Origin of the sequence: Micromonospora sp. DT201 (genome assembly GCF_049841575.1) — a bacterium.
GTDB lineage: Bacteria > Actinomycetota > Actinomycetes > Mycobacteriales > Micromonosporaceae > Micromonospora.
Map to the genome: position 1 here is coordinate 1 of NZ_JBNCKP010000028.1, position 14255 is coordinate 14255.

The window sequence follows — 14255 nt, forward strand, 5'->3', positions numbered from 1 at the left end:
GAACGGCAAGACAACCGCTGGCCGGCACCCCCAACCCGGGGTGCCGGCCACCGGCATACCCACACCCCAACTGCGCCCACACCCACGCTCCGACTCTCGCCCCCGACACCCGCCCCCGTATCCGCGCCCGTGCCCCAGTGCTCGCGCCCGTGCCCCAGTGCTCGCGCCCGCGCCCCAGTGCTCGCGCCCGCGCCCCAGTGCTCGCGCCCGCGCCCCAGTGCTCGCGCCCGTGCCCCAGTGCTCGCGCCTCGGCCCCGCCCCGCACGGGCGCCACCGTCCATGCCCCGCGCCAGCGGCATACCCCTGCCCCGCACTCGCGCCACCGCCCACGCCCCCAGGCACTCGCGCACGCCCGTGCCCAAAGACCAGGTCGATCATGGAGTTGTGGTGCCTGGTCGGGGATGCTTGGGACGGCTTTGTCCCCCACCACAACTCCTGATCGACGAGGGTAGGCAGTGCGGCGCGCGGCGGTTGCTCGGCACCCGCGCGGCCGAGCGGATCTGTCGCGACTCGGTCGCGGGCGCGATCAGCGTGACGGTGTCCGGCACTCGGTCAGCCCTGGTCGATGACCCTGCCAGAAGCGCTGCGGGCCCTGGGTGGGCGTGAGCGTACAGTCGGGCGGTGGAGCGTACTGAATCAATGCTGGCGCAGACCCGACCACCTGGTGTGGCCGACGTCGATCCCGGCAGCGTGCTGTTGCCCGGCCACGATGTGCCGCTGGGTCGGTACACCACTGTGCGGCGGCTGCTGCCGCAGCGCCCCCGCCGGATGGTCGGCGCCTGGTGTTTCGTGGACCATTTTGGGCCGGACGATGTGGCGCAGCGACCCGGCATGGAGGTGCCGCCGCACCCGCATACCGGCCTGCAGACGGTGACCTGGCTGCTCGACGGTGAGATCCTGCACCGGGACAGCCTCGGCAACGTCCAGCCGATTCGGCCCGGTCAGCTGAACGTGATGACCTCGGGGAACGGCATCGCCCACTCCGAGCGGTCACCGGCCACCCATCCGCCGGTGATGCACGGCGTGCAGCTCTGGGTGGCACTGCCGGACCCGGCGAGAGCGGGAGCGGCCGATTTCGCCCACCACGCCGACCTGCCGCGCTGGCGTGACGGTGACTTGGACTTCACCCTGCTGGTCGGCGAGTTCGCCGGGCAGCGGTCACCGGCGGTGGTGCACACCCCGCTGGTCGGTGTGCAGCTGGAGTTGAGCGGCGAGGCGCCGGCCACGCTGTCGCTGCGGCCCGATTTCGAGTACGCCCTGTTGGCGATGTCCGGGTCCGCTGAGGCCGCCGGGGTGGGGTTCGAGCCGGGGGCGCTGCTCTACCTGGGTTCGGGCCGCCGCGAGGTGACCGTGCGTGGCGGGGCCGGGGCCCGGTTGCTGCTGCTGGGCGGTACGCCGTTCGAGGAGCCGTTGGTGATGTGGTGGAACTTCGTCGGTCGCTCGCACGAGGAGGTCGCCGCCGCCCGGGAGGATTGGATGGCGGGGAACCCACGTTTCGGTGTGGTCGCCGACGATCCTGCGCCGCCGCTGCCAGCGCCTGCCCTGCCCACCACCCGCCTCAAGGCCCGCGACCGCATCGGCGGCCTGCACGGCTGACCGCATCGCCCGGCCTGCACGGCTGACCGCATCGCCCCGGCAGCTCGCACGCCGCGGCTGACACGTCGCCACGCAGACAGCCTGCCGCCGCCATGCAGACGGCGTACCGCCGCCATGCAGACGGCGTACCGCCGCCACGCAGACGGCGTTGCGTCGCGCGTGTGACCGACTGCCGCGCGGGTAGTCGCGGGCATGCCGACCACTTTGATCACTCCCGTGGAGGACCGGAAGCGCTTGGCGCGCCGGCTCGCGGGCAGTGGACGGGGCTTCGCCGAGCAGTACGGCTTTCGGGTGACCAACAACCCGGCGAGCCTGTTCCAGGTGCTGTATCTGGCGGTGTTGCTGGCCCGTCGGGGCGACTTCCGCCGGGCGTTGGACGGGGCGCGGGCGTTGCGTGACGAGGGGTGGGACAGCGCCGCCCGGCTGGCCCGTTCGCTGCACGAGGACCGGGTGCGGGTGCTGCGCGCCAGCGGTCAGCGTGGCGACGTGGACGCGCTGGCTGACGTGTTGGGTGATCTGGCGCGGGTGGTGGTCGAGCGGTACCGGGGCGATCTGCGCCGGTTGCGGGCGGTGGCGCACCATGACCCGGCCCGGGAACGTGCGCTCCTCGCCCAGCTTCCCGGCGTTGAGGATCAGGTCGTCGACCTGTTTCTCCGCGAGGCGCAGGCGCTGTGGCGGGAGGTGGCCCCGGTCGCCGACCGGCGGGCGTTGGTCGCCGCCCGCAGGCTCGGGCTGGGCAGGTCGGCGGACGACCTGGCCGGCCTGGCCAGCGGCGAGTCGGAGCGGCTGGCCTGGCTGGTGGGGGCGTTGGCTCGGGTCGACCTGGAACACCGGTACGCGGAGGTCACCAGCCGACGGTGACGTGCGCTGGCCCACACTTCGCCAAAATCTGACCAAACGGAGGATGTTCTGTCGTATGGTTGGACCCGGCAGTGCTGGCCGCTCGGTTCGAGGGGGCATCCACCGCCTGGTGGCCGCGACCGGTTCGGACGCGGTTCACCGCCTGGGCAGGTTTGCGTGGCGCCCTGGGTCGCGGTTCGTGACCAGGGGCGCCCGCCTGTCCCGGCGTTCAATCCGGCCCGCCCCGTGTCGTAACCGGGGCCAGCGGCCCAGCCACCGCGGAAACGGCCCCAGCCCAGCCACCGCGGCAAGCGGCCCAGCCCACCAGAGCAAGCCGCCCAGCCACCAGAGCAAGCCGCTCAGCGCGCCAGCCCCGCCAGCAGGTTCACGGTCACGGCGATGATGAATGCGCCGAACAGGTACGACACCATCGAGTGCCGCAGCACCGTGCGACGCATCTCGTTGCTGGTCAGGTTGGTGTCGGAGATCTGGAACGTCGTCCCGATGGTGAACGCGACGTACGCGAAGTCGGAGTAGCACGGCGGTTCGGGCTGGTTGAAGTTGACCCCGCCGTCCGGGCCGGTGTAGTAGATCCGGGCGTACCGGGCGGCGAACACGGTGTGCACCACGAACCAGGAGAGCACCACGCTGAGGACGCCCAGGCCGCTGTGCGCTTCGCGGTTGAGGCCGGGTGGTGCGCTCTGCGCGCTGGCCACGACCAGTCCGACGGCCAGCAGGCTGGCCAGGCAGGCGACGAGCAGCAGCGCGTCCCGGGCCGCCCGGTTGGGGTCCTCGTGTACGGCCAGCCGGGCGGTCCGCTCGGAGTCCATGGGCCAGAGTTTGTGCCAGACCAGCACGAGCCAGCTGAGCGCGCCCACGTCCCAGCCGGCCAGCGCGGCGAGCGGCGGTGGCAGCATCAGTGCGAAGAGGAAGCCGGCGATGATGCCGACCACCGCCACCACGGCGAGTTGCACCGCGGCCGGGAATCGCACGTCGGCTGGCCGGGATGGTGGGCCGGTGCGGGTCATCCGCGCCCGCGCGTCCGGGCTGTGGCCGCCACCACCGGGTCAGATGCCGCGCAGATGCTGCGAGACGCGGTTGTGCTTCTTGTCCCGGGCCTGCTCGGCCCTCTGTGCGGGGCTCACCTCGGGTGCTGCCTCGATGCCGGCCGATCGGGCCACTTCGGTGCCGTTGGCGTAGTCCACCGGCGGCAGGGCGCGCAACGCCTTCAGTACGTCCGGCGGGGCGCCTTCGCGTTCGGCCTCGCGGACCACGTCGTTCTTTTCGGCCGGGTAGTCCAGGCTCGACAGGTACTGCAGGACGTCGGCGTAGCTCGCCATGGCTTGGGCTCCCTCGGGACATCGATGTGGTCACGACCGGCGGCGGTTACCCGCCCGCCGGCCGGTCACGCCCGCTCGGGCGGAGGAATCCCGGTGCCGTTTCCATCCTGCCGCCGCGGGTACCCGCAGGCGCCGACGCGAGCCCAAGGGAGTACGCGATGAACTACGACACTTTCATCGACCAGGTTTCCCAGCGCACCGCGACGTCGTCTGAGCGGGCGGTCGAGCTGACCCGGGCCGTGTTGGAGACGTTCGCCGAGCGGCTGACCGGCGGTGAGGTTCTGGACCTGGCCGCCCAGCTGCCCCAGCCGCTGCAACTGGTGCTCAAACCGAGCCCGAGCACCGAGCAGGCGGACCGGTTCGGGGCGGCCGAGTTCGTTGCTCGGGTCGCCTTGCGCGCACGTGTGGAGGAGCCCGCCGCTCGTGATGCCGCCCGGGCGGTTTTCACCACTCTGCGCGAGGCGATCACCGGTGGTGAGTTCGATGATGTGGCCACTCAGCTGCCACGTGACTATCGGGGTCTGGTGGAGCAGGCGATGGCCCCGGGGGCGACGCTGCGCCGCGCCTGACTGCGGCCCTGCACAGCGGTTGACCAGGGCAACCATCGATGTCCCGCTTGGCATGGCGATTCGGCCTGGCCTAACCTTGTGGTGCGAGGGGAGTACTTCCCACGAATCATTCCGGTCAGTACGGCGCGCCCGGCGCGCCTCGGGTGGTTGCCCATCAGGTGATGGGTGAAGGAGACCTCGAACATGACGGTGTTCGAGGAGACCCCAATGAGCGAAGTGTCGTACCTGTCCGCCGCCAGTGAGCTGTCGTCGGTGGGCACGCCCACGCTGTGGGCGGCGACCATCGTCGGCGTCATTCTGCTGCTGGTGCTGGATTTCCTGGTCACGCGCCGTCCGCATGAGGTGTCCATGCGGGAGGCCCTCGGCTGGTCGGCGTTCTACATAGCCCTGCCGCTGGCGTTCGGTGGTTGGATCTGGTCCCGCTACGGCTCCGACCAGAGCGTGCAGTACCTGACCGGTTACCTGGTGGAGAAGTCTCTCTCGGTCGACAACCTCTTCGTCTTCATGTTGCTGCTGGCCGCGTTCGCGGTGCCGGCCGTGCTCGCCCAGCGGGTGCTGCTCTATGGCATCGCCGGGGCGCTGGTGCTGCGGGCCGTCTTCATCGCCCTCGGAGCGGCGGCGTTGCAGACCCTCGACTTCGCCTTCCTGCTCTTCGCGATCATCCTCATCGCCACGGCGGTGAAGCTGCTGCGCGACGCCATGTCCGGGCATCAGCAGGAAGTCGACATCAACAAGATGCGCTCGGTGAAACTCCTGCGCAAGATCATGCCGGTGATCGACGACTACCACGGCACCAAGATGACGATCCGGCAGGGCGCGAAGCGGGCACTCACCCCGTTCGCCCTGGTGGTGGTCGCGGTGCTGGCCACCGACATCGTCTTCGCGGTCGACTCGGTGCCGGCGGTCTACGGCATCACCGAGGACCCGTACCTGGTCTTCGCCACCAACGCGTTCGCCCTGCTCGGCCTGCGGGCGCTCTACTTCGTCCTGCACGCGGCGCTGAGCCGGCTGGTGCACCTCAGCTACGGCCTGGCCATCATCCTGGCGTTCATCGGCCTCAAGCTCGGTCTGCACTGGGCGCACGGCATCTGGGACAGAGTCCCGCAGATCCCCACCCTGGCTTCGCTCGGCGTGATCATCGGTGTGCTGGTGGTGGTCACCCTGACCAGCCTGCGCGCCACCCGGGGCAACGACGTGCCCGAGGAACGCGAGGTCGTCACGGAGCAGCACTGACCGCGCCGAGCAGGGACGACAAGGAGGTACGCCGGAAAGCTCCCGGCCCGGCCAGCGTGGGTGGTACGACTGTGCAATGGGAATCGTGTCACCGGGCTTTCAGGGTCGGCCCCGAACACAGGAGCCTGCCCTGCCACCCGGTCAATACCTGACCGAGGACTACCCGGTGCTCTCCGCCGGCCCGACGCCCCGGGTGTCCCTGGACACCTGGGAGTTCGTCATCGCCGCCGAGAACGGCAGCGAGCACCGGTGGTCGTGGCAGGAGCTGATGGCCCTGCCGCAGGAGACGCCAATGGTGGACATCCACTGCGTCACCCGCTGGTCCAAGCTCGGCACCAACTGGCAGGGCGTCTCACTGGACACCCTGCTCGCCGGCGTCGACACGGGAGCGCACTTCGCGCTCGCGCACTCCTACGGCGGGTACACCACAAACCTGCCGCTGGACGACCTGCGCGGCGGCCGGGCCTGGGTGGTGCACACCTTCGACGGCGCGCCGCTGCCCGCCGAGCACGGCGGGCCGGCGCGGTTGCTGGTGCCGCACCTCTACTTCTGGAAATCCGCCAAGTGGGTGCGCGGCATCCGGCTCAAGACGATGGACGAGCCAGGGTTCTGGGAAACCGCCGGCTACCACGACTACGGCGACCCGTGGCGCGAACAGCGGTACCAGGGTGACTGAGCGCGCCGTGGCGACGAGCAAACCTCCCCGGACGGCCAACCGGTGGCAGGTCGGCCGGTTGGTGGAGCGCCGGGTGGAGACGCCGACCGCGCAGACCCTGGTGCTGGAGGTGCCGGACTGGCCGGGACACCTGCCGGGGCAGCACGTCGACCTGCGGCTGACCGCCCCGGACGGCTACCAGGCGGCGCGGTCGTACTCCATTGCCGGGCCCGCCGTGGACGGCCCGGGTGGCCCGCGCATCGAGGTGACCGTCCAGCGTGTGCCCGACGGCGAGGTGTCCCCGTACCTCATTGATGTCTTTGGTGACGGCGACCCGCTGGAGGTCCGCGGACCGCTCGGTGGGTGGTTCATCTGGCGGCCGGAGGAGACCGCGCCGGTGCAGCTGGTCGCGGGTGGTTCCGGCATCGTGCCGCTGATGGCGATGATCCGGGCCCGGCGGGCCGCCGGCAGCAAGGCGCCGTTCCGGCTGATCTACTCGGTACGCACCCCGGGCGACGTGATCTACGCCGACGAGCTGCGCCGCCGGATCCGCGACGACTTCGGCCTGGACATCGCGTACGTCTACACGCGCGAGGCGCCCGAGGGTTGGCGCGGCGATCCGCACCGGATCGGGCTCGCCGATGTCAACACGCACGGCTGGCCACCGGACCTGGAACCGCTCAGCTACATCTGCGGTCCGACCGCGTTCGTGGAGACCGTAGCCGACCTGATGGTGGGGCTGGGCCATCCGTCGCGGCGGGTCAAGACCGAACGCTTCGGCCCCACCGGCTGACCGCCCGCCCGCTCACGCAAGGTCGAGGAGATTTGATGACCGAGATGTCGTACCTGGACGGCAACATGCTCGACGGCGCGATGCGCGAGCTGTTCACCGTCGACCTGAGCACCGCGATGGGTCGCTGCGAAAACTGTGGGATGACCGGTTCGATGGCCAGCCTGCACGTCTACTCGAACGCGCCCGGCCTCGTCGCCCGCTGCCCGTCCTGCGAGGCGGTGATGGTGCGACTGGTCCGTGGGCCCGACCGGGCTTGGCTGGACATGCGCGGCACCACCTACCTTCAGGTGCCGATGCCGATGGAGCAGACTTTCCCCAGCCCGGTCTGACGGGTCGACCGAGCATGACCTGTCGGTAGGCCGTCGACGGCCTTGTAGCGCTTAGTGCCGACCCGATACTGGGGTCGTGTGGGCAACCATCTCGACTCTGCTGGCCACCTACCTTGCCCTGCGTCAGTTCGGTGTCGCCGAGGAGCGTGCGGCGGATTGGGCGGACGCGGCGGCGGTGTTGGTCGCCGTGTTGCTGCTCTGGCGTGCCATGCGGATTGAGGTGCTTGCCGGTGTCGGCCGACGTTCCCCGGCTCACTCTCACGATCGATTTGGCCGTATCAGGGACTGGCGACGGTCCTGATCGCGCGTATCGCCTCGGCGACTCCACCGGACCACGGCGTGCCGTGGCCGGGTAGCACCCACGATGCCTGAACGCCTTCGAGGCCGTGCAGCGAGGCCAGCGCCTGCCGAGGGTCGTCGGTGAAGGGCGCGGGTTGCGGGCCCCGCTGTCCGGTCAACACATGCCGGGTGGTCAAGGCGTCGCCGACGAAGATGGCGTCGGCCACGGGAACGTGGATGGCGATGCTGCCCGGCGAGTGCCCGGGGACGCCGATGATGCGTGGTGCGCCGGGCAGGTCGAGCACCTGGCCGTCGTGAACGGCGACGACCTCGGTGAGATGGGTGGTGCGAAGCCCGCCCTTGCGCATCGCGTACCAGAAGAAGCCGACCGTCGCGCCGAGCTTCATCCGTCCCCACGAATTGTCGGCCTTGACCTCGCCTCGCGCGCGGGCGGCGTCCGCCTCGTGCACATAGACCGGGACGCCGTGGTCGCGCCGGAGCCGTTCGGCGAACCCGAGGTGGTCACTGTCGCCGTGGGTGAGGACGACACCCCGGATGTCGTCCACCGATCGGCCCATGTCCGACAGTTCGGCCCGCAGGTCGTGCCAGTGCCCGGTCATGCCCGCGTCGATGACGGTTACGCCCTCGTCGGTGTCGACGAGGTAGGCGGCCACGATGTCATTGCCGATGCGGTGCAGGTGCGGGGCGAGCCTCATCGCCGCACCTGCACCGGGATTGCTATCGTCAGCATGATGGCTATGCTACGTAGCCATCATGGCTATGGTCAATAGCCATGGGGTTGACCCGACGATCCGGAGGGCAGTGGCATGCCGACGCCTGATCGCACCTCCCTCGATGCCATCGTCCGCGCTGGACAGGACATCCTGGAGTCAGCAGGCCTCTCCGGCCTGACCATGCAGGCCGTCGCCGACCGGGTCGGCGTGCGCGCACCGTCGCTGTACAAGCGTGTGCGCAGCCGCGACGACCTGGTGCGACTCATCACCGAAGCCACCGTCCGCGATCTCGGAGAACGGCTCGCGGCCATCGGCGCCGGCACCGATTCGCGCCGCGATCTGGCCGAGTTGGCCCGGGCCTTTCGCGCGTTCGCGCACGCCCGTCCGAGGGGTTACCAGCTGATCTTCGCACCAAGACCCGACCGCACCGGGCCCAGCACCGAAGCCCTCACCCACGCCGTCGAGCCCGTGCTGCAGGTGGCCGCAAACCTCGCCGGCGAGGCTCAGGCCCTGAACGCCGCGCGCACGCTCACCGCGTGGGCGAACGGGTTCATCAGCATGGAATTGGCTGGCGCCTTCAAGCTTGGCGGCGACATCGACCAGGCATACGAGTTTGGCATCGCCCGTCTCGCCGACGCACTGATCGGATGAGTGCCGGTCGATGGCGGGATACGCCCCTCGCGGTCCGGCTGGTCGTGTCGGTCGCCGTGCTGGTCTTCGCCTACGGCGGCGTGGTGCACGTCGTCCAGTTGCTCATGCCCCAGTTCGGGCCACAGCTCGACCTGCCCGGGTGGCTCACGGTCTACTTCGTGTCACTGACGCTGTGGGACCCGTTGGCAGCGCTGCTCCTGGCGGCTCGCCGGGTGGAGGGCCTGGCGCTGGGCTGTGTCGTGCTGGCGACGGACGCGGCGGCCAACTGGTACGCCAACTACGTCCTGGACGTGGCGGACGGTGTCACCCCGGGCCGGATCGGGCAGGCGGTCATCACCGCCCTTGCCGTCGCCCTCGTCGCGCTCACCCCATGGTTGGCCCCGTGGTTCATTCGGTCCATGACCCGGCGTCACTGAGTCAGGCCGGTGGAGGCGAGACGAGGGGCCTGCGGTCCCCGTACCTCATCGATGTCTCTATGGGATCAACTCAGCCATGGAAAGCGCCTCGTCCAGCCGACCAGCGGCCAGGTCGTCGTGACGGATCACGAAACTCCCGTCACTCCGGTAGTAGAGCTCGTTGTCTACGGGAAAGCGGGCGAGCGACACCCATTCACTCGTCAGCCGGTGCGTCTCCTCCTCCACATGGGAATACCATTTCGCGACCGGGATGACGATCTCTCCGATCTTCTCGCGCCACGCGAGGGTCTGCTCCGCAAAACTCTTGATTACCTCCGCGTCGGCATACCCGCCGACATAGGCGCTGGCGTACCCGTTGTCAGGTGGCCAGAGATCGTTGGCCAGAGCACAGAGTTCGTCCAGGTGCGGCAGGTCACGCTCGAGGTCACGGGCCAACTGCTGCTGGAAGGGCGACAGGTCGTCCTCGTCTTCCTCATCCTCGTCGTCCTCGTCGTCCACCCCGAACCAATCGGGGAACTCCGCGCGCAACGTGGCGCTGACGTCGTACTGCTTGTCGACGAACGCGTCGTCGGTGGATCCTGCCGCCACCTCGGTATCGGTGCCGGCCGGCACGTACACGACTCGCCCGTACCTCCGCTCTCCGGTGGCAGCGGCCTGCTCGTGGTTCAGGAAGAACAGCAGCGAGCCGTCTGCCGGCAGGCCGAAGCCGTCGACTCTTGGCAGCGCCGCACAGTCGACCGAGAAGATGAACGGCAACGGACTGACCCCGTCGGACGGCCAGTCCATGCCCACCGGCAGCCGGGGCAACCCGCCGAACTGCCCGACCGGAACACCGCTGGATCCTCCGCTCAACCGGATCGACAAACGGAGGTGCTGGATGAACCGGCCGACCTCGTCGTCCGGGATGCCCAACGCGAGCGCTGCACGACGAAGCTGCCCTTGATGATCCATAGCGCAAAATGATGCCACGAGGGCGAGCCCGGCGACCGCGTGGCCGCTCCCGTGCACCTGCAGCTCACCCCCGAACTTCTTTGAAGAATTTTCCGGGATGTCCAGTCGTCATCGCTCCGACAGCACGGCAGTTTCGCAGCGACTGCGCTCTGCCTCCTCGAGCACGCCCAGCGTGGACAATCTCCTGGACCAGATCGACCGTTCATGAAGACCTGACTAGTCGTCCGCACATGCCGCCGACCGTGCGCACCGGGAGGTAGAACTCCCGTCATCTCCCGTGGGCGTCCACCACAGGCATCGAGCCGCCCCAGTGCGGACACGTGCCGAGGTGAGTGCGTGGCCGTGCAAGCGCGACAGGCGCTACGCAGGCTCGTGCAGCCGGTCCAAGGTGGCGTATTGGGCGGGAGTTAGGTGGAGTTCCTCGGCAGCGAGATTTTCCTTCAAGTGGTCGACCCGGGCGGTGCCGGGGATCGGCAGCATGGCCGGCGAGCGGCTGAGGAGCCAGGCGAGCGCAATTTGGGTGGCGGTAGCACCAACCTCGGACGCCACGGCAGCGATCCCCGCCGCTGCCCCTGCCGTGCCGGCCGCGACAGGCCGCCACGGCAGGAAGGCGATCCCTGCATGCTCGCAGGCCGTGAGTACGGGTTCATGCTCGCGGTCGAGCAGGTTGTAGCGGTTCTGCACGCTCGCCACGTCAACAATCTGCCGCGCCTGGTCGAGTTCGGCGACGGTGACCTCGGACAGTCCGATCCGGCCGATTTTGCCCTCAGCCGTCATGTCCCGCAGCACGCCCAGCTGGTCCGCGAACGGCGTTTCCGGGTCGATCCGGTGCAACTGGAGTAACTCGATCCGCTCGACGCGCAGTCGGCGCAGCGCCTGCTCGACTTGCGCGCGGAGGATGGCTGGCCGCCCGTCCAGCTTCCCTTCGCCATGCGGACCTGATCGCGCAACGCCGACCTTGGTCGTGATGACCAGCCCATTCGGATAGGGGTGTAGGGCCTCGGCGAGAAGCTCCTCGTTGGTGCCCCAGCCATACATGTAGGCGGTGTCGATCAGCGTGACGCCGAGCTCGACTGCTCGCCGGGCCACCGCTAGAGACGACTCGCGGGCAGGACCCGCCTCAGTCGGCAGGTGCATGGCACCGAATCCGAGTCGACGCACCTCCAGATCGCCCCCGATACGGAACATCTTCGATGTCACCTGGGCTCCCTCCGCTGGAGGTGCAAAGCTAACAGCGCGCCGAACCTCTGTCCTTCCCGAGCCGTATCAGGTGCCGCTCGTCGGGAGATCTAGCCGGGCAGGTTCGTCGATGGCGGTACCGGCACGTGCGGCCCGCGCGGCACTCCAGTCGTACAGGGCCTGCGGCCGTCGCAGCCGATCCACCAGATTCCGGCGAGGAAGACGAACCAGACCGGCATGATCGACACCACTTCGCCGAGGTTGGTGTGTCAACCGCCTCGGATACCGCAATGTCGGGGATCTGGAGTGGGGTGGCGTGTGGTGCGGCGTCCAGCAGGTGCTCGACGTCGTCCAGCGCCCCCGGGCCGTCGAGGCCGGGGATCCAGAGCGCGGGAAAGCCGAGTTGATCCAGCTCGGCGGCAGCCTCGCGGACCTCGGGTCGGGCTGCCCCGCGCAACTCCATGCTCCAGATTCCGACCGTGCCGAGCGTGCGCTTCACGTCGTTCATGGCCACCCCCTCCAGGCTTCTGTACCGCTCGGTATAGAAGTAACCTAGCAGCGCCCGCCGCCATTCCCCAACTTTTGTACCGATCGGTTTGGGCGGCGGTAGTCTTGGCACGCGAGGGGGTGGACGACATGACACAGACCGGACGACCGCGGGGTTTCGACACCGAGCAGGCGCTGGACCGGGCCATGGAGGTGTTCTGGCGGCACGGGTACGAGGGCGCGTCCCTGACGGAGCTCACCGGGGCCATGGGCATCAACAAGCCCAGCCTCTACGCCGCATTCGGCAACAAGGAGGGCCTGTTCCGCAAGGTGGTGGCCCGATACGCGGACGTCGAGATGGCGTACGCGCGCGACGCGCTGGATCAGCCCACCGCCCAGGAGGTGGCGGCGGTGCTGCTCCGGGAGAACGTGGTCGCGCTGACCCGACCCGACCGTCCCGCCGGATGCCTCTCCATTCAGGGCGGCACCGCCTGCGGCACCGAAAACACGGCCATCTCCGAATTTCTGGCGGCCAGCCGGCTGACCGGTGAACATGCCCTGGCGGCCCGCTTCGCCCGCGCCGTCGACGAAGGCGACCTACCGCCGGCGGTCGACCCCACCGCCCTGGCCCGGTTCCTCAGCGTCGTCACCGAAGGCCACGCCGTCCACGCGGCAGCCGGCGCACAGCGCGGCCAACTGGAACAGTCGGCCGAGATCGCCCTGCGCGCCTTTACCGCCGCGGCGTATTCAACCGCTTGACCGGAAAACTCGGATGCGGTCGACCGGGCACACACCTAGGCTCCCGCCCCAACGGCTGACACGACGTCCGGTCGGATGGGAGATGAGCGAAGCGATGACTTCACATCTGTTCGCGATCAGCTTCGACGCGAGCCAGCCTCTGCGACTCGCGCAGTTCTGGTCCGGGCTCCTGGGCCGGGAGATGATCGACGATCCACACGACGGCCTCCTGCTCCCGCCCGCCAAGGACACCGAGTTCCACATCCGCTTCGCCCCGAACCAGCAACCGAAGGTCGTCCAGAACCGGATGCACTTCGACCTGACGAGCAGCTCGCTGGAGGACCAGCGGCAGACGGTGGCCAGGGCACTGGAACTCGGCGCGCGGCACGCCGACATCGGGCAGGGCCCGGAAATCGATCATGTGGTGCTCGCCGACCCCGAGGGCAACGAGTTCGACGTCATCGCGCCGGGCAACAACTTCCTCGCCGGCTGTGGGTTCGTCGGTGCGCTGGCCTGCGACGGGTCGCAGAAGGTCGGGTACTTCTGGAGCGAGGCGCTGGGGTGGCCGCTGATCTGGGACCAGGATGAGGAAACGGCGATCCAGTCACCGAACGGCGGCACGAAGATCTCGTGGGGCGGTCCACCGTACATGCCGAACGGAGGCAGGGACCGGGTGCAGTTCGACCTCGCTGTACGTGCCGGGGTCGACCGGCAGGTAGAGGTCGACCGTCTGCTCTCGCTCGGAGCGACCCTGATCGGCAGCGATCAGGACCCGTCGGTCAACCGGTTGGTGCTGGCCGACCCCGACGGCGCCGAGTTCGGTCTACTGACACCTCGGTAGTCCGCCGCCGGGCGTGCGGCGAGGCCGCCCCGCCCTGACCAATTGGACAACGGCGGCACCGGTCGTTCAGAGTGTTCGGCCGTGAGATACCTGCGTACTGGCGGTCCCGCCGGGATCCGACGGCCCCGGCCCACCGACACCGACGAGTTCGTCGCTGCCGCGCGGCGCAGTCGGGACCTGCACCACCCCTGGTTGGCCGCGCCGGCCAGCCCGGAGGAGTACGACAGCTACCTGAGCCGGATGCGCCGCCGCGACAGTGCCGGTTACCTGATCTGTGACCGGGCCAGCGGCGAGATCGCCGGTTACGTGAACATCACCGGGATCGTGCTGGGTGCGCTGCGTGGCGGGTATCTGGGGTATGCGGCGTTCCAGCCGTACAGCGGGACCGGGCACGCCTCGGCGGGTATCGCCCTGGTGATCGACCACGCGTTCCACACGGTCGGGTTGCATCGGCTGGAGGCGAACATCCAGCCGGGCAACGAGCCGTCCCGGCGGGTGGCCCGCAAGCTCGGGTTCCGATTGGAGGGCTTCTCACCGGACTACCTGTTCATCGATGGCGCCTGGCGTGACCACGAGCGTTGGGCGATCACCGCGCCAACGGCGACCTGACCGGGACAACGCTCGT

Annotated in this window: 18 protein-coding genes; 13 read left to right on the forward strand and 5 right to left on the reverse strand. The window is 69.3% G+C overall.

Annotated features, from left to right (window positions below; translation table 11 throughout):
- The first annotated feature begins 621 nt into the window (after nucleotides 1-621).
- A complete protein-coding gene (locus tag ACLQ28_RS30680) occupies nucleotides 622-1596 on the forward strand; it encodes a pirin family protein (protein ID WP_425689752.1) in 975 nt (324 codons plus the stop codon).
- Nucleotides 1597-1788: 192 nt separating this feature from the next.
- Complete coding sequence (locus ACLQ28_RS30685) at nucleotides 1789-2457, forward strand: hypothetical protein (RefSeq protein WP_425689753.1); 669 nt, start codon at nucleotides 1789-1791, stop codon at nucleotides 2455-2457.
- A gap of 338 nt (nucleotides 2458-2795) precedes the next feature.
- Here the strand turns inward: ACLQ28_RS30685 and ACLQ28_RS30690 are convergent, their stop codons facing one another.
- Both ACLQ28_RS30690 and ACLQ28_RS30695 read right to left on the reverse strand, forming a co-directional pair.
- On the reverse strand, nucleotides 2796-3428 hold the full coding sequence (locus tag ACLQ28_RS30690; protein ID WP_425689754.1) for a DUF1345 domain-containing protein: 633 nt from the start codon (nucleotides 3426-3428) through the stop codon (nucleotides 2796-2798).
- A 75-nt stretch (nucleotides 3429-3503) separates the two neighbouring features.
- Nucleotides 3504-3776: a DUF2795 domain-containing protein gene (locus ACLQ28_RS30695; protein ID WP_088947940.1), complete on the reverse strand. Its 273-nt coding sequence runs from the start codon at nucleotides 3774-3776 to the stop codon at nucleotides 3504-3506.
- 158 nt (nucleotides 3777-3934) lie between these two features.
- Here ACLQ28_RS30695 and ACLQ28_RS30700 point away from each other — a divergent pair, with 158 nt between their 5' ends.
- The 6 genes from ACLQ28_RS30700 (at nucleotide 3935) to ACLQ28_RS30725 (ending at nucleotide 7656) form a co-directional block, all read left to right on the forward strand.
- Entirely contained in the window at nucleotides 3935-4345 is a 411-nt protein-coding gene (locus ACLQ28_RS30700; protein ID WP_425689755.1) for a DUF2267 domain-containing protein, read from the forward strand.
- A gap of 207 nt (nucleotides 4346-4552) precedes the next feature.
- Nucleotides 4553-5578 carry a TerC/Alx family metal homeostasis membrane protein gene (locus ACLQ28_RS30705; RefSeq protein WP_425689813.1) on the forward strand — a complete coding sequence of 342 codons (1026 nt, stop codon included), beginning with the start codon at nucleotides 4553-4555 and terminating at the stop codon, nucleotides 5576-5578.
- A gap of 76 nt (nucleotides 5579-5654) precedes the next feature.
- A complete protein-coding gene (locus ACLQ28_RS30710) occupies nucleotides 5655-6254 on the forward strand; it encodes a sulfite oxidase-like oxidoreductase (RefSeq protein WP_425689756.1) in 600 nt (199 codons plus the stop codon).
- Nucleotides 6255-6261: 7 nt separating this feature from the next.
- Nucleotides 6262-7026, forward strand: coding sequence for a ferredoxin reductase (locus ACLQ28_RS30715; protein ID WP_425689814.1), 765 nt, complete (start codon nucleotides 6262-6264; stop codon nucleotides 7024-7026).
- A 35-nt stretch (nucleotides 7027-7061) separates the two neighbouring features.
- Complete coding sequence (locus ACLQ28_RS30720; protein ID WP_425689757.1) at nucleotides 7062-7355, forward strand: DUF6510 family protein; 294 nt, start codon at nucleotides 7062-7064, stop codon at nucleotides 7353-7355.
- A gap of 76 nt (nucleotides 7356-7431) precedes the next feature.
- Complete coding sequence (locus ACLQ28_RS30725; protein ID WP_425689758.1) at nucleotides 7432-7656, forward strand: hypothetical protein; 225 nt, start codon at nucleotides 7432-7434, stop codon at nucleotides 7654-7656.
- Here the strand turns inward: ACLQ28_RS30725 and ACLQ28_RS30730 are convergent.
- Nucleotides 7634-8350 carry an MBL fold metallo-hydrolase gene (locus tag ACLQ28_RS30730; RefSeq protein WP_425689759.1) on the reverse strand — a complete coding sequence of 239 codons (717 nt, stop codon included), beginning with the start codon at nucleotides 8348-8350 and terminating at the stop codon, nucleotides 7634-7636. The two genes, ACLQ28_RS30725 and ACLQ28_RS30730, sit on opposite strands and share 23 nt — an antisense overlap.
- A 111-nt stretch (nucleotides 8351-8461) precedes the next feature.
- Here ACLQ28_RS30730 and ACLQ28_RS30735 point away from each other — a divergent pair, with 111 nt between their 5' ends.
- Together ACLQ28_RS30735 and ACLQ28_RS30740 are read left to right on the forward strand one after the other, a co-directional pair.
- A complete protein-coding gene (locus ACLQ28_RS30735) occupies nucleotides 8462-9019 on the forward strand; it encodes a TetR/AcrR family transcriptional regulator (RefSeq protein ID WP_425689760.1) in 558 nt (185 codons plus the stop codon).
- The gene (locus tag ACLQ28_RS30740) at nucleotides 9016-9435 is read left to right on the forward strand and encodes a hypothetical protein (RefSeq protein WP_425689761.1); all 420 of its coding nucleotides are present in this window, start codon (nucleotides 9016-9018) and stop codon (nucleotides 9433-9435) included. Before ACLQ28_RS30735 ends, ACLQ28_RS30740 begins: the two co-directional genes overlap by 4 nt.
- Nucleotides 9436-9492: 57 nt before the next feature.
- Here ACLQ28_RS30740 and ACLQ28_RS30745 read toward each other — a convergent pair whose 3' ends face one another.
- Together ACLQ28_RS30745 and ACLQ28_RS30750 are read right to left on the reverse strand one after the other, a co-directional pair.
- On the reverse strand, nucleotides 9493-10386 hold the full coding sequence (locus ACLQ28_RS30745; RefSeq protein WP_425689762.1) for a DUF1963 domain-containing protein: 894 nt from the start codon (nucleotides 10384-10386) through the stop codon (nucleotides 9493-9495).
- 360 nt (nucleotides 10387-10746) lie between these two features.
- On the reverse strand, nucleotides 10747-11574 hold the full coding sequence (locus tag ACLQ28_RS30750; RefSeq protein WP_425689815.1) for an aldo/keto reductase: 828 nt from the start codon (nucleotides 11572-11574) through the stop codon (nucleotides 10747-10749).
- Nucleotides 11575-12201: 627 nt separating this feature from the next.
- Here ACLQ28_RS30750 and ACLQ28_RS30755 point away from each other — a divergent pair.
- The 3 genes from ACLQ28_RS30755 (at nucleotide 12202) to ACLQ28_RS30765 (ending at nucleotide 14239) form a co-directional block, all read left to right on the forward strand.
- Nucleotides 12202-12810, forward strand: coding sequence for a TetR/AcrR family transcriptional regulator (locus ACLQ28_RS30755; protein ID WP_425689763.1), 609 nt, complete (start codon nucleotides 12202-12204; stop codon nucleotides 12808-12810).
- Between the two features lie 94 nt (nucleotides 12811-12904).
- Complete coding sequence (locus ACLQ28_RS30760) at nucleotides 12905-13630, forward strand: VOC family protein (protein WP_425689764.1); 726 nt, start codon at nucleotides 12905-12907, stop codon at nucleotides 13628-13630.
- A gap of 81 nt (nucleotides 13631-13711) precedes the next feature.
- Nucleotides 13712-14239 (forward strand): GNAT family N-acetyltransferase, encoded by a 528-nt coding sequence (locus tag ACLQ28_RS30765; protein WP_425689765.1) that lies wholly within the window; start codon nucleotides 13712-13714, stop codon nucleotides 14237-14239.
- The last annotated feature ends 16 nt before the right edge of the window (nucleotides 14240-14255 follow it).

Coding starts and splice junctions, on each gene's coding strand:
- ACLQ28_RS30735 (WP_425689760.1), top strand. CDS start 8,462: ATGCCGACGCCTGATCGCACCTCCCTCGATGCCATCGTCCGCGCTGGA.
- ACLQ28_RS30695 (WP_088947940.1), bottom strand. CDS start 3,776: ATGGCGAGCTACGCCGACGTCCTGCAGTACCTGTCGAGCCTGGACTAC.
- ACLQ28_RS30685 (WP_425689753.1), top strand. CDS start 1,789: ATGCCGACCACTTTGATCACTCCCGTGGAGGACCGGAAGCGCTTGGCG.
- ACLQ28_RS30760 (WP_425689764.1), top strand. CDS start 12,905: ATGACTTCACATCTGTTCGCGATCAGCTTCGACGCGAGCCAGCCTCTG.
- ACLQ28_RS30730 (WP_425689759.1), bottom strand. CDS start 8,350: ATGAGGCTCGCCCCGCACCTGCACCGCATCGGCAATGACATCGTGGCC.
- ACLQ28_RS30740 (WP_425689761.1), top strand. CDS start 9,016: ATGAGTGCCGGTCGATGGCGGGATACGCCCCTCGCGGTCCGGCTGGTC.
- ACLQ28_RS30720 (WP_425689757.1), top strand. CDS start 7,062: ATGACCGAGATGTCGTACCTGGACGGCAACATGCTCGACGGCGCGATG.
- ACLQ28_RS30700 (WP_425689755.1), top strand. CDS start 3,935: ATGAACTACGACACTTTCATCGACCAGGTTTCCCAGCGCACCGCGACG.
- ACLQ28_RS30750 (WP_425689815.1), bottom strand. CDS start 11,574: ATGTTCCGTATCGGGGGCGATCTGGAGGTGCGTCGACTCGGATTCGGT.
- ACLQ28_RS30705 (WP_425689813.1), top strand. CDS start 4,553: ATGAGCGAAGTGTCGTACCTGTCCGCCGCCAGTGAGCTGTCGTCGGTG.
- ACLQ28_RS30745 (WP_425689762.1), bottom strand. CDS start 10,386: ATGGATCATCAAGGGCAGCTTCGTCGTGCAGCGCTCGCGTTGGGCATC.
- ACLQ28_RS30710 (WP_425689756.1), top strand. CDS start 5,655: ATGGGAATCGTGTCACCGGGCTTTCAGGGTCGGCCCCGAACACAGGAG.
- ACLQ28_RS30755 (WP_425689763.1), top strand. CDS start 12,202: ATGACACAGACCGGACGACCGCGGGGTTTCGACACCGAGCAGGCGCTG.